Origin of the sequence: Streptomyces sp. NBC_00461 (assembly GCF_036013935.1) — a bacterium.
Classification (GTDB): domain Bacteria; phylum Actinomycetota; class Actinomycetes; order Streptomycetales; family Streptomycetaceae; genus Streptomyces.
This window is the reverse complement of the sequence record NZ_CP107902.1, coordinates 8,794,269-8,807,529: the sequence shown is the minus strand read 5'-3', so window position 1 is coordinate 8,807,529 and position 13,261 is coordinate 8,794,269. Positions and strand designations below refer to the sequence as shown.

Below are 13,261 nucleotides of genomic sequence, written 5' to 3'. Positions count from 1 at the left end.
GTCAGCGGTCCCCCCACTGTTCGCGTCGCGAGTCCTGTTCGCGTCGCATGTCCTGTTCAGCCGCAAGTTCGTCCAGCGCGGGCGCGGGCGCGGCGCGCAGCCGTCGGGCCGGGCTCCCCACCCAGACCTCGCCCGGCGGTACATCGCCGAGAACTGCGCTCCCCATCCCGACCAGCGACCAGGCGCCGATCGTCGTACCCTCCCTGACCAGGGCTCCGGAGCCCGCATAGGCGCCCTGTTCCAGCCGCGCTCCCCCGCCCAGGCGGACGCCGGAGGCGAGCGTGGCGTAGTCCTCGACCACGTCGTCATGGGTGAGGACGACATGGGGCATCACGGCGACATGTGCGCCCACCCGCACGGCGGCGGTCAGGGCGCAGTGCGCGAGCAGCACCGAGCCGGGGCCGACTTCGGACGTCGCGGACACCGACGCCGTCGGATGGATCACGGTGGCCCAGCGGTCCGTGGGCAGAGCGAGCCTGCGGACCAGGCGGGCGCGGGCCGCGTAGTCCCCGGGGTTGCCCACACAGATCACCACCCGGGCCTCGGGCAGGTCGTGGACCAGGCCGCAGCCGCCGAGGACGGGCACGCCGTCCACCTCGGTGCCGTGCAGGGCGGGGTTGTCGTCGAGGTGCCCGAGCAGTTTGTACTCGCCCGCGTCCGCGGCGGCCTGTGCGGTCTCCCGGGCGAAGCCGCCCGCGCCGACGATGACAAGTTCGTTCATCTTCGGGCCTGTTCGCGCAGTGCGGTCACGACGCGGTCCTGCTGGGCCTCGGTCATGGTGTGGAACAGGGGCAGAATCAGCGAGCGGCGGGTGATCCGTTCGGTGACCGGCAGCGGTGCGCTCGGGTGGTCCGCGTAGGCGGGTTCGAGGTGCGCGGCCATGATCCCGCGGCGGGCGGAGACGCCGGCCTCGGCGAGCGCGGCGAGCAGGTCGTCCCGGCCGACGGGGAAGTCCTCGTCCAGCAGCACCCAGTAGGACTGGAAGTTGGACTGCCCGTGCTCGGGATCGCGTACGGGGGTGAGGCCGGGGACGTCGTGCAGCAAGTCGTCGTAGCGGGCCGCCAGTTCGCGGCGGCGCGCGATCATCGCGTCGAGTCTGCCCAGCTGGACCAGGCCGATCGCGGCCTGGACGTCGGTCATCCGGTAGTTGAAGCCGACTTCCAGGTAGCTTTCCAGGACCGGCTTGTTGCTCGCGTGGCGGTCCGCCGCGGAGGCGTTCATGCCGTGCTCACGCAGCCTGCGCAGGCGGGCCGCCCACTCGGCGTCGTCCGTGGTGATCATTCCGCCCTCGCCCGTGGTGACGAGCTTTCGCGGGTGGAAGGACCAGGCGGCGAGCAGCGCCCCGTGGCCGACGGGCTTGCCGCCCACCGTCGAGCCGATGGCGCAGGCCGCGTCCTCGACCAGGCGCAGGTCCCAGTCGGCGCAGGCGGCGCGCAGGGCGTGCACGTCGGCCGGTACACCGCCCTGGTGGACGGCGAGGACGGCCTTGGTACGCGGGGTGCGCACCGCGTCCACGGTGGCCGGAGTCAGGTTGCCGGTGGCCGGCTCGACGTCGGCGAACACCGGCTCGGCGCCGACGTATCGGACGGCGTTGGCGGTGGCGATGAACGACAGCGAGGGCACCACGACCTCGTCGCCGGGCCCGAGGCCGAGTGCGACGAGCGACAGGTGCAGGGCGGTGGTGCAGGAGCTGACGGCGATGCCGTGCTCGGCTCCCACCCGTTCGGCGAAGGCCTTCTCGAAGGCGGCGACCCTCGGCCCCTGGGCGACCCATCCGGACAGGACGGCTTCGGAGACGGCGGCGGCCTCCTCCTCGCCGAGCCAGGGGATCATCACCGGGATGCGGTCGGTGCTCACTTGGCCGCCTCCCGCTCCGCGCGCCACCACTCGACCAGATCGCGCAGCCCGGTGCGCAGGTCGATCTGCGCGGTGAAGCCGAGGCGTTCGGCGGCGTGCGAGGTGTCCGCGAGGCGGCGGGTCACGCCGTTCACCGCGCGGGCGGGCCCGTGCTCCGGCTCCAGGCCCTGGGCCCCCATCGCCTCCAGCAGCCCCTCGGCGAGTTCCTTCAGCGAGGTCTCCGTGCCGCTGGCGATGTTGAACACCTCGTCGGTGAGGTCCGACTCGGCGGCCAGCACGTTGGCTCTGGCGATGTCGCGGACGTCGACGAAGTCCATGGTCTGTGTGCCGTCGCCGAGGATCAGCGGCGGCTCGCCCGCCTCGATGCGTTCCATCCAGCGGATGAGCACCTCGGTGTAGAGGCCGTGGATGTCCATGCGGGGGCCGTAGACGTTGAAGTAGCGCAGCGCCACGTAGTCCAGGCCGTACATGGCGTGGAAGCTGCGCAGCATGCCCTCGTTGAAGGCCTTGGCGGCGCCGTAGAAGGTGTCGTTGTTGTACGGGTGGTGGCGCTCGGTCGTCGGGAAGGTCTCGGCCATGCCGTAGACGGACGCCGAGGAGGAGGCGATCACCTTGGCGACCCCGGCCTCCGCGGCCGCTTCCAGGACGTTGAAGGTGCCGTTGACCAGGACCTCGTTGGCCAGCCGCGGCTCCTCCGCGCACTGGGTGATGCGGATGGCGGCGAGGTGGAACACCAGGTCGGCGCCCTCGGTGACCTTCCGAACGGTCTCGGCGTCCCGGACGTCGCCCTCGACGACCTCCACGACGCCGCTGGGCAGGGCCCGCGCGAGGTTGGCCCGCCGTCCGCGCACGAAGTTGTCGAGTACGACGATCTCGCGGGCGCCGCCCTCGGCCAGGAGGTCGACGAGGTTGGAGCCGATGGTGCCCGCTCCCCCGGTGACCAGGATCTTCTTGCCTCGTACGCTGCTCAACTGCACTTACCTCTCAGCTGTTCGGATCGGTCAACGCCCGGCGCGCAGGCCGACGACCGCGCCCTTGAATTCGAGACTCCGGGACGCCGCCTCAAGGATGTCCAGCACCCTGAGGCCCGCCCGCCCGTCGGTCAGCGGCGCCCGGCCCGCTCTGATGGCGTCGCCGAACTCGTCGACCATGCTGCGCAGCGCTTCCTTCTCGCCGATGGCGGGCGCGACCATGTCGCCGGAGCGGTACGAGATGAGCATGTCCCGGCGCTCGTCCGCGCCGATCTCCTGCGGCGAGGCCAGGTCCACCCCCCGGTCGAAGATGGCCACGCGCTGGGCGGGGTTGAGGTCGTCCCAGACAAGGGTGCGCTTGGAGCCGCCCACCATGGTGGTGCGCACCTTGGTCGGCGACAGCCAGTTGACGTGCACGTGGGCGATGGCCCCGGTGTTGAGCTGGAGCGTCAGGTAGGCCACGCAGGCCTGGCCGGCGCCGATCGGGTCGGCCCCGTGGGCGGCCACGGCGACGGGCTCGACGTTGTCGGGGAGGATGAAGTCCAGGATCGACAGGTCGTGCGGGGCCAGGTCCCACATCACGTCGATGTCCTTCTGGACGAGCCCGAGGTTGATGCGGACCGAGTCGACGAAGTGGATCTCGCCGAGTTCGCCGGAGCGGACCAGTTCCCGGATGCGGCCCACGGCGGGCGTGTAGCAGTAGGTGTGGTCGCACATCAGGGTGAGGCCGCGCTCCTCCGCCTCGGCCACCAGGCGCATCCCGTCGGCGTAGGTCGCCGCCAGCGGCTTCTCCACGAGGACGTGCTTGCCGGCGCGCAGGGCGGCCAGGGCGATGTCGAGGTGGGTGCCGGCGGGCGTGGCCACGGCGACGGCTGCCACGTCGGGGTCGGCGAGGACGGCCGCGTAGTCGGCGGTGGCCTGGACCGTCGAGTAGCCGCCGAGGACCCGCTGGGCCCGGTCCACGTCGAGGTCGCACAGCCAGCGCAGCCGGAACCGGTCGCTGGCCTGGAAGTTGCGTACGAGGTTGGGGCCCCAGTAGCCGGCCCCGACGACCGCGACCCCCAACGGCTGCGTGGTCTCAGTCACTTGGTTCCTCTTCTTCTCTCGGTCCATCAGTAGGCCCCCGTTCCTCGCACCACCGCGGACCCGGTGCGCGCCAGGATCGACAGGTCCAGGCCCATCGACCAGTTGTCCACGTATCCGAGATCGAGCCGGACCGCCTCGTCCCAGGGCAGGTCGGAACGACCGCTGACCTGCCACAGTCCGGTGAGCCCTGGCTTGACGAGCAGCCGGCGCTTGACGTCCGGCGTGTACTCCTCGACCTCCTCGGGCAGCGGCGGGCGGGGGCCGACGAGCGACATGTGGCCCCGGGCGACGTTGATGAGCTGGGGCAGTTCGTCGAGCGAGCTGCGGCGGAGGAACGAGCCGACCCGGGTGATCCGCGGGTCCTTCCTCACCTTGAACAACAGGCCGTCGCTGTTCTGGTTGAGGTGCTCCAGCTCTGCCCTCAGGGCCTCCGAGTCCGGCCGCATCGTGCGGAACTTCAGCATGGTGAAGTGGTCGCCGTACCGGCCCACCCGCTGCTGCCGGAAGAGTGCCGCCCCGGAACTGTCCAGCCGGACGATCAGGGCGATCAGCAGCATGGGCAGCGCGAGGAGCAGCAGGAGCGCCCCCGCGAAGGAACGGTCCAGCAGTTCCTTGGGCACCCGGGAGGTCCGCGAGAGGTCGGGGGCCTTGATCCGCACCAGCGGCACCCCGTTGGTGGGCCGTACCGCCAGGCGTGAGGTGGACACGTCGGCCAGTACGGGGGCGAGCAGGAAGTCGACGCCCTGTGCGGCCGCCGCCCAGGACATCCGGCGCAGGGCGGAGAAATCGGAGTCGGGAACCGGCAGCGCCACCACGGTGCTGACGCCGAGGGCGTGGACGACGTCGTTCATGTCGCCGAAGCCGCCGAGGACGGGGAGGCCCAACTTGCGTACCTCCGCGGCGTTTTCCGGGTCGCTCAGACACACGCCGACGGCCTGCAGTTCGTGCGTGCCGCCGCGCCGCAGCACTCGGACCAGCTCCACGATGCCGTTCGCCGGCCCGATCAGGAGCGTCGCGCTGCGGTCCCGGCCCCTCGCCCACCGTCTGTGCAGCCGGCGGCGCAGCAGGTACCGGACCGGCAGGGCGATCGCGGCCACCGGGATCGCGGCCATGGTCATGTCATGAAGGAGGCCCGAGTCATGGGTGAACAGCCAGTGCGCGACCGCGGCCAGCGCCGGCAGTGCGACGGCGCCTCGCAGCACCCGTCGGTACTCCTCGGTGCCCAGACCCAGCGTGCTGCGGTCGTAGGAGCGGTGGGCCAGCATGGCCAGGATCCAGGTCGGCGGCAGTACCAGGGCCACCGCCCAGCGGCCGTAGGCAGCGTGGATCAGGAAGGCCGCGGCAGCGGCTGCCAAGCCGTCCGCGACCAGCAGAACGATCCGATACTTCCGTTCCCAACGTCTTCGGCGACCTTGTGGACGCCTGTGTTCCACAACCACTTGCTCATGCGTGACCTCAATGGTCATGCGCCCCCCACCACATGCGCGGCTACCCCTGACCGAAGCGCCCTCGACGAAGCGGCACTGGAAAGTGATGGAAGCTTCGGCAGTTCCCCAACCGCCTCAGGCTTCCAGCATGCTGGCCTGTCTGATCAAATCCATTCACAAAGCCGTACCGTGAGATGCCATCAAGAACCTGTTCCCCACCCAAACCGGTCCGGCGATCGTCAATCTAGACCACGGGGCGCGGTCTCGGGAACAGTTGGACGAAACACATGTCGCATTAGTGACACCGACGGCATACTGCCCGCGTGACCAGCATCGTGATCCCGGCCCACAATGAGGCGCCTGTCATCGGCAGACTCCTCGATTCACTGTTGGCCGATTCCGCCCCTGAGGACGACACCGACATCCTTGTCGTATGCAATGGCTGCACGGACGGCACCGCGCGGATCGCGGCTTCCCGTGGGCCGCGCGTGCGGGTGCTGGAGATCCCCGTCCCGTCCAAGCACGCCGCTCTGCGGGCGGGTGACGACCACGCGCGCGGCTTTCCCCGCATCTACGTGGACGCGGACGTCGTGATCACGGGCGCCGGGGTGCGGGTGCTGGCCGAGCCGCTGCGGGACGAGGCCTCGGGCATCCTCGCCACCGCCCCCGAACGAGAGATTCCGCTCGCCGCCTGCGCATGGCGGGTACGCGCCTACTACCAGGCGTGGCGGCGTCTCCCCGCCGTACGCGAGGGGCTGTTCGGCCGGGGCGTCATCGCGGTCTCCAAGGCCGGGCACACCCGGATCGCGGCGCTGCCGCCGCTGATGGCGGACGACCTGGCCGCCTCCCTGGCGTTCGCCCCGAAGGAGCGGCTCGTGGTCGCCGAGGCCCGTGTCGTGATCCAACCGCCGCGCACCTGGCGGGACTTGATCAAGCGACGGATCCGGGCGGCGGTGTCCACCGCCCAGATCGAACAGCATCAGACACCGGTCGAACAGCATCAGACACCGGTCGAGCGGCATCAGGAACCGGCCAATCCACGTCAGGAACCCGTCGATCCGCACCAAGAACCGGAAGAAGTCCCGACGCGCACGAGCAAGGCGGATCTCGTGGCCCTGGTCCGCGGCGAACCGAAACTGTTCGCGAGCGTCGTGGTCTTCCTCGCGGCAGCGGTCGCCGCCCGGCGGGGAGCCAGAAAGGCCATCCGGGCACAGGACTTCGGCACCTGGCTACGGGACGAGAGCAGCCGGCAGAACTGATCCCACCGCACCAGGAGCCACCTCTTGTACCTCACCGACCGTTCCGCGCCTGTGAAGGCGGGCACCGACCGGCCCCGAAGACGCGGACCGGGGCGCACGGTCGCCCCGGTCGTCCTCGTGCTGGGCACGGTCAGCCTGATCACCGACATATCCTCGGAAATGGTCACCGCCGTCCTGCCGCTGTACCTCGTCACCACGCTCGGCTTCAGCCCGCTGGGATTCGGCACCCTCGACGGCGTCTACAACGGCGTCAGCGCACTGGTCCAGCTGACCGGCGGCCACCTCGCCGACCGGGTGCGCAACCACAAGCTGATGGCGGGGCTCGGCTACGGCCTGTCCGCGCTGTGCAAGCCTCTGCTCCTGCTCGCGGGCAGCATCGGCGCACTCGGCACGGTCCTCGCCCTGGACCGCACCGGCAAGGGCCTGCGCACCGCCCCGCGCGACGCGATGATCTCCCTGTCCACTCCGGCCGCGCGGCAGGGCCGGGCCTTCGGCGTGCACCGCGCGATGGACACCACCGGCGCGATGCTCGGCCCGCTCGCGGCCTTCCTCATCCTGCGCGCGGCGGTGGACGGCTACGACGCCGTGTTCGGCGTGAGCGCGTGCGTCGCCGCCGTCGGTGTGCTCGTGCTGGTGCTGTTCGTGCCGGGCAGACGCCACGGCCCGAAGACGGACGAAGCAGTTGGTGACGCGGCTGACGACGCGGCTGACGAAGCAGTTGTGGCGGACGGCAGGCAGCCCGTCCGCGTACGCGAAGCGCTGGCACTGCTGCGCCTGCCCCAACTCCGGGCGCTCGCCGGGTGCGCCGCGCTCCTCGGCCTGACCACCGTGAGCGACGCGTTCGTCTACCTGCTTCTGCAGCGGCGCGCGGGCATCGGTGAGGAGTGGTTCCCGCTGCTGCCGCTGGGCACCGCCGCCGTCTTCCTGCTGCTGGCCGTGCCCGTCGGCGCCCTGGCCGACCGGGTCGGGCGCCGCACCGTGTTCCTCACCGGGCACGCGGTTCTGCTCACCGGCTACGCCCTCCTTCTGTGGGCCCCGGCCACGCCGGCCCTGCCCGTTGCCGTACTCGCCCTGCACGGCACGTTCTACGCGGCCACGGACGGCGTGCTCCCTGCCGCCCTCGCCGCCGTCGTGCCCGACCGTCTGCGCGCCAGCGGCCTGGCCCTCGTCGGCACCAGCCAGGCGCTGGCCCGGTTCTGCTGCTCGCTTGCCTTCGGCGCCGCCTGGACGGTGTGGGGAGACGGCCCGGCCCTGGCCGGCTCGGCGATCGGCCTGCTGTGCTGCGCGGGCGTCGCGAGCATCGTGCTGCGACCGGCCGAATCAAGCCGATGACCACCTCAACGACAAGAACCACAAGGATCCAGATGACATCCACGCGCCGCCGCCTGCTCATACTCGTCGCGGCGGTCCTGGTGCTCGCGGGCGTGGGAACCGGCGTCGTCCTGCACGCCGCCGCCCGCGCGGACCGCGCCAACCGGCCACAGGCGGGCGGACCCGCGGTCGGCGCGGGCACGTTGACGCTCGATCAGAAGAGCCGCCTGGTCTTTGTCAATGGGGCTGCCGGTCCGCACCGCACAGCGGTCGCCTCGGTTCCCTCCGCCGCCCCCGACGGCAGGCGCATCGCCTCGGACCTGAAGTGCGCGCGCTTCTACGCGGCCGCCGGCACGGGCGTCTGCCTCCAGTCCACCACCGGCGTCCTCAAGCAGAGCAACCGAGCCCTGCTCGTGGACGCGAACCTCCGCACCCGGCGCACCTTCCCGCTCGCGGGCACCCCCAGCCGAGCCCGGGTCTCACCCAGCGGCCGCCTCGTCGCCTGGACCGTGTTCGTCTCCGGCGAGTCCTATTCCTCGGCCTTCTTCTCCACCCGCACCTCGATCCTGGACACCCGCACCATGCGGCTGACTCCCAGCCTGGAGACCTTCACCGTCGTCCGGGACGGCAAGCCCTACCACGCTTCGGACATCAACTTCTGGGGCGTCACCTTCGCCTCCGACGACGACACGTTCTACGCCACCCTCAACACCGCCAACAAGACCTTCCTGGTGCGGGGTTCGCTCTCCCGGCGCACGGTGACGACCCTGGCCGAGAACGTGGAGTGTCCCTCCCTGTCCCCCGACGGGACCCGCGTCGCCTTCAAGAAACGGATCCTGTCCCGGACCGACCTCTGGCACGAGTACGTCCTCGACCTGAGGACCCTCAAGGAGACGGCGCTGGCCGAACGCCACAGCGTCGACGACCAGGCCACCTGGCTCGACAACCACACCGTCGCCTACGCCCTGCCGACGGAAGGCAAGGTCGGCCGCAGCGACCTGTGGAGCGTGCGCGCGGACGGAACAGGCACGCCCCGTCTGCTCATCGCCGGTGCTTCTTCACCGGCGCCGTTGTAGACACCCATCCGGCTGCAGGCGCCCGCACGGCGTTCCGGCGAAGCGCTTTCGGACGTTACCGTTCGGTAGACGATGCCGTCCCGGAGGTGTGCCGCATGACGCCCGACCGTTCCGCAGGCTTGCTGGAGACCGCCCGTGCGCTGGCCGACGGCACTGTCACCTCCCAGGCGCTCGTCGAGCGGACGCTGGCGCGGATCGAGGCGACGCAGACGTCCCTCAACGCCTTCCGGCTCGTGCGGGCCGAGGCCGCCCTCGCCGAGGCCGAGGCGGCGGACAAGGAACTGGCGGCCGGGGTGCGCAGGCCGCTGCTCGGCGTCCCGGTGGCGGTCAAGGACGACACGGACGTGGCCGGTGAGCCGACCGCCTTCGGCTGCGACGGGCAGTTCCCGCCGGTCGCCGAGGACAGTGAGGCCGTACGGCGGTTGCGGGCGGCCGGCGCCGTGATCGTCGGCAAGACCAACACCTGCGAGTTCGGGCAGTGGCCATTCACCGAGGGACCCGCGTTCGGCGCGACCCGCAATCCCTGGAGCCCGGAACACACCCCGGGCGGCTCGTCCGGCGGGTCGGCCGCCGCCGTCGCCGCCGGTCTCGTGCCGGCCGCCCTCGGTTCGGACGGCGCCGGATCCGTGCGCATCCCCGCCTCCTGGACCCATCTCATCGGCATCAAGCCGCAGCGCGGCCGCATCTCCACCTGGCCGCGCGGCGAGTCCTTCCAGGGCATCACCGTCAACGGCACCCTGGCCCGTACGGTCGCGGACGCGGCACTGCTCCTCGACGCGGCGAGTGGCAACCACGAGCACGACCCGCACCGGCCCCCCGCCATCAACGCCTCCGAGGCGGCCGGCCGTGAGCCCGGCCGACTGCGCATCGCGCTCGCCCTCAAGCCGCCGTTCACCGCCCTGCCCGCGCGCCTCCAGCCGCAGGTACGCACCCAGGTACTCCAACTCGCCGAGAAACTCAGCGGGTTGGGGCACGTCGTGGAGGAGGCCGACCCGCCGTACGGCCGGATCGGGCTCACCTTCGTCCCCCGTGCCACCGTCGGCCTCGCCGAACGGGTCCGCGAGGCGCCCTTCCCCGCGCTGCTCGACCGGCGCACCCACGGCGCCGCCCGGCTGGGCCGGCTGCTCGGCGGGGCGCCGCTCAGGGCGGCACGGCGGGCGGAGGCGGTGCTGCACCGTCGTATCGGCGGCTTCTTCGCGTCGTACGACGTGGTCCTCGCGCCGACGACGGCCGCGCCCCCGCCGCGCATCGGCTCGATGCTGCAGCTGAGCGGCTTCGCCACGGACCGCGCGATGATCGCCGCCTGCCCGTACGCCTGGCCGTGGAACGTGCTGGGCTGGCCCGGCGTGAACGTCCCGGCCGGATTCGTCGACGGCGGGCTGCCCGTCGGGGCGCAACTGCTCGGACCGGACGGCAGCGAACCGCTGTTGATCTCACTGGCCGCGCAGCTGGAGGCGCAACTGCGCTGGCACGAGGCGTGGCCGGCGCAGCAGATCGCCACCGACTTCCCGGCGGCCTAGGCCGGTTCGGCACTTACCCTGTGGCCATGGACGATGCGTCGATGGTCGGGCTCATGGGGCGGGTCACCGGAACGGTCGGGCCCGGGCTCGTCGGCGAGGTGATCGTCCGGGTGCGGGGCGGGGCGGAGCACTTCCTCGCCTATCCGGCCACCGGGACGGTCCGGATCGAGCGGGGCACGGTGGTGATGGTGGTGGAGTACCTGCCACCGAGGACGGTCTACGTCACGGCCGCGTACGACAGTTGAGCGTGCTCAGCCCCAGGTGAGAGCGCTTGCGTCAAGAACGTGACAAGGATTGGCCAGCGTCTTCACCCGGGCCTCGGGCAGGAGCACACTCCCTTCGTTCGGTGCCGAAAGGGCACCATGCAAAGGGGGCGTATGCCGATGATCGTCGGCGTCGTTGCGGGGGTGGCGGTTGTTGCCATCGCCGTTCTGATCGGTCTGTTCAAGATGATGTGGCGTGTCGCGGAACCCAACGAGGCACTGATCATCTCCGGCTCCAAGCACCGCACGGAGGGCTTGGAGGAGGGCATGGGATTCCGCATCGTCACCGGGCGGGGCACGCTGGTGCTGCCCGGTGTGCAGGCGGTGCGCAAGCTCTCGCTCGACCTGAACGAGACCGAACTGCATGTGGACTGCGTGACCCACCAGGGCATTCCGCTCAAGGTGCGGGGCGTGGTCATCTTCAAGGTGGGCGACGACTTCGTGTCGATCGCGAACGCGGGGCGCCGTTTCCTCGACCAGCAGAAGATGATGTCGGAGAGGGTGCACAACGTCTTCGCCGGTCATCTGCGGTCCATCGTCGGCGGGTTGACGGTCGAGGACATGATCCGCGACCGGGAGAAGCTCACCGGGCAGACCCGGGCCGCCTGCGGCACGGAGATGGAGAAGCTGGGGCTCATCGTCGACTCCCTGCAGATCCATGAGATCGAGGACCCGACCGGGTACATCCAGAATCTGGCGATGCCGCACGCGGCGGCCGTCCAGCGGGACGCCCGGATCGCTCAGGCGGAGGCGAACCGTCTCGCCACCGAGGCCGAGCAGCAGTCGTTCGCGCGGATGGCCCAGGCCACCCGGGACAGCGAGATCCTCCAGGCCGGCTACCAGGCCGAGCGCGACAAGGCGGGCGCGAAGGCGCGCCAGGCCGGTCCGCTCGCCGACGCCGCGGCCCGGCAGGAGGTCGTGGTCCAGGAGACCCGGGTCGCCGAACTGGAGGCGCACCGGCGCGAACAGCAGCTCCAGGCGGACGTCCGCAAGCCCGCGGATGCCAAGGCCTACGAGAAGCGCACGCTGGCCGAGGGCGAGCGCGACGCGCGTATCTCGGCAGCGCAGGCCAAGGCGAAGGAGACGGAGCTCGCGGCGGCGGCCGAGGCGACCCGGGTCAAGACGGCCGCGGGTGCCGAGGCCGAGGCGACCAAGTCGCGCGGTTCCGCGATGGCGGCTGCCACGCGGGCCACCGGTGAGGCCGAGGCGGCCGCGGCTCAGGCGAGGGGCCTGGCGGACGCAGAGGCCACCAAGGCCAAGGGCCTCGCCGAGGCGGAGGCCATCAAGGCACGGGCCTCGGCCCTGGCCGAGAACCAGGAGGCCGTCGTCGCCCAGCAACTCGCGGAGAACTGGCCGGAGATCGTCAAGGCCGGCGCGTCCGCGTTCGGCAGCGTCGACAACATGGTGGTGCTCAACGGCGCCGACGGCATGGCCGAGATGCTCGCCAAGGCGCTCACCATGGGCGGTACCGGCCTCGGCCTGGCCCGCCAGCTGCTGGCCTCCATGAACCAGAACGCACCGACCCCGAACGGGACTTCGCCGTCCCTGAACGGGATCGCGGCGCCGCCGTCGCAGAAGGTGCCGGTGGAGAAGGACGTGTAGGAGAAGGACGTGTAGGAGAAGGCCGTACAGCCGGACGGCATGCCGGGGGCCCTCGATCTCGGGGGTTCCCGGCGTCCGTGTGCCCCGGTGTGCTTCGCGCGCCCTCTTGCCCGGCGGTGTTCCGCAGGGGAAGCATCGCCTCTGTGCGCGATTGCGCACGGCGCGCGATTGCGCGCGGCTCCGAGCAGGGAGGCCCTGATGTTCGAGTCCCTCAAGAACCTCAAGGACAAGGCGGAGGACGTCGCCGAGGAACACGGCGAGGCCATCGGCGACGGGCTGGAGAAGGCGGGCGATCTCGTCGACGACAAGACGGACGGCAAGTACAGCGAGCAGATCGACACCGGCGTGGAGAAGGCCAAGGACGTGGTCGAGCGCCTGGGCGAAGAGGGCAGGGACTCCGCCGGCTGACGGGTCCTCTATGGTGCCTGCGTGACTGCGTTTACCGATGAGAACGTCCCGGGCCGTTTCGGGCCCACCGCCACCACCGAGGCCCACCCCCGCGAGGTCGGAACGGTGCGCACCGAGTACTCCCCCGCGCACGACGGCGACCCGGATCCCGGCGAGATCGTATGGACGTGGGTGCCCTTCGAGGAGAACGACGGCCGTGGCAAGGACCGTCCCGTCCTCGTCGTCGCCCGCGAGGCGGCCGGCACCCTGCTCGCCGTCCAGTTGTCCAGCAAGCGGCACGACGACGACCGGGAGTGGGTGGCGATCGGCAGCGGCCCGTGGGACCGGTCCGGGCGTGACTCCTGGGTCGACGTGGACCGGGTCCTGCGGCTGCACGAGGACGGCATGCGCCGGGAGGCCTGTGCCCTGGACCGGGGACGGTTCAACCTGGTGCGGCACCGGCTGCACGAGCGTTACGGCTGGAACTGAGGGCGCGGGAAGT

The 13,261-nt window shown here is 71.2% G+C and carries 13 protein-coding genes; 8 read left to right on the top strand and 5 right to left on the bottom strand.

Annotation, left to right across the window (positions count from 1 at the left end; translation table 11 throughout):
* Nucleotide 1: 1 nt before the first annotated feature.
* Genes OG870_RS40770 through OG870_RS40750 form a run of 5 tightly spaced genes read right to left on the bottom strand, consistent with a single transcriptional unit; the run spans nt 2 to nt 5,269 of the window.
* Complete coding sequence (locus tag OG870_RS40770) at nt 2-721, bottom strand: acetyltransferase (RefSeq protein WP_266591956.1); 720 nt, start codon at nt 719-721, stop codon at nt 2-4.
* Nucleotides 718-1,857 carry a DegT/DnrJ/EryC1/StrS family aminotransferase gene (locus tag OG870_RS40765; RefSeq protein WP_266842580.1) on the bottom strand — a complete coding sequence of 380 codons (1,140 nt, stop codon included), beginning with the start codon at nt 1,855-1,857 and terminating at the stop codon, nt 718-720. The genes OG870_RS40770 and OG870_RS40765 overlap by 4 nt, the downstream gene beginning before the upstream one ends.
* Complete coding sequence (locus OG870_RS40760) at nt 1,854-2,834, bottom strand: SDR family NAD(P)-dependent oxidoreductase (RefSeq protein ID WP_266528797.1); 981 nt, start codon at nt 2,832-2,834, stop codon at nt 1,854-1,856. The genes OG870_RS40765 and OG870_RS40760 overlap by 4 nt, the downstream gene beginning before the upstream one ends.
* 24 nt (nt 2,835-2,858) lie before the next feature.
* Complete coding sequence (locus OG870_RS40755) at nt 2,859-3,914, bottom strand: Gfo/Idh/MocA family protein (RefSeq protein WP_266591954.1); 1,056 nt, start codon at nt 3,912-3,914, stop codon at nt 2,859-2,861.
* Nucleotides 3,915-3,940: 26 nt separating this feature from the next.
* The gene (locus tag OG870_RS40750) at nt 3,941-5,269 is read right to left on the bottom strand and encodes a sugar transferase (protein WP_266842583.1); all 1,329 of its coding nucleotides are present in this window, start codon (nt 5,267-5,269) and stop codon (nt 3,941-3,943) included.
* Nucleotides 5,270-5,664: 395 nt separating this feature from the next.
* Here OG870_RS40750 and OG870_RS40745 point away from each other — a divergent pair, with 395 nt between their 5' ends.
* From OG870_RS40745 to OG870_RS40710, 8 genes are all read left to right on the top strand, one after another.
* Entirely contained in the window at nt 5,665-6,600 is a 936-nt protein-coding gene (locus tag OG870_RS40745) for a glycosyltransferase (RefSeq protein WP_266842585.1), read from the top strand.
* Nucleotides 6,601-6,624: 24 nt separating this feature from the next.
* Nucleotides 6,625-7,932, top strand: a complete 1,308-nt coding sequence (locus tag OG870_RS40740; protein ID WP_266842587.1) for an MFS transporter — start codon at nt 6,625-6,627, stop codon at nt 7,930-7,932.
* Between the two features lie 32 nt (nt 7,933-7,964).
* The gene (locus OG870_RS40735) at nt 7,965-8,987 is read left to right on the top strand and encodes a TolB family protein (protein WP_266842589.1); all 1,023 of its coding nucleotides are present in this window, start codon (nt 7,965-7,967) and stop codon (nt 8,985-8,987) included.
* A gap of 95 nt (nt 8,988-9,082) precedes the next feature.
* Nucleotides 9,083-10,507, top strand: coding sequence for an amidase (locus tag OG870_RS40730; protein WP_266591949.1), 1,425 nt, complete (start codon nt 9,083-9,085; stop codon nt 10,505-10,507).
* Between the two features lie 26 nt (nt 10,508-10,533).
* Nucleotides 10,534-10,752, top strand: coding sequence for a hypothetical protein (locus OG870_RS40725; RefSeq protein ID WP_266528814.1), 219 nt, complete (start codon nt 10,534-10,536; stop codon nt 10,750-10,752).
* 132 nt (nt 10,753-10,884) lie between these two features.
* Nucleotides 10,885-12,372 carry a flotillin family protein gene (locus OG870_RS40720; RefSeq protein WP_266528817.1) on the top strand — a complete coding sequence of 496 codons (1,488 nt, stop codon included), beginning with the start codon at nt 10,885-10,887 and terminating at the stop codon, nt 12,370-12,372.
* 198 nt (nt 12,373-12,570) lie between these two features.
* Nucleotides 12,571-12,780: an antitoxin gene (locus tag OG870_RS40715; RefSeq protein ID WP_266528820.1), complete on the top strand. Its 210-nt coding sequence runs from the start codon at nt 12,571-12,573 to the stop codon at nt 12,778-12,780.
* Nucleotides 12,781-12,801: 21 nt separating this feature from the next.
* Nucleotides 12,802-13,248 carry a type II toxin-antitoxin system PemK/MazF family toxin gene (locus OG870_RS40710; RefSeq protein WP_266528823.1) on the top strand — a complete coding sequence of 149 codons (447 nt, stop codon included), beginning with the start codon at nt 12,802-12,804 and terminating at the stop codon, nt 13,246-13,248.
* Nucleotides 13,249-13,261: the final 13 nt, after the last annotated feature.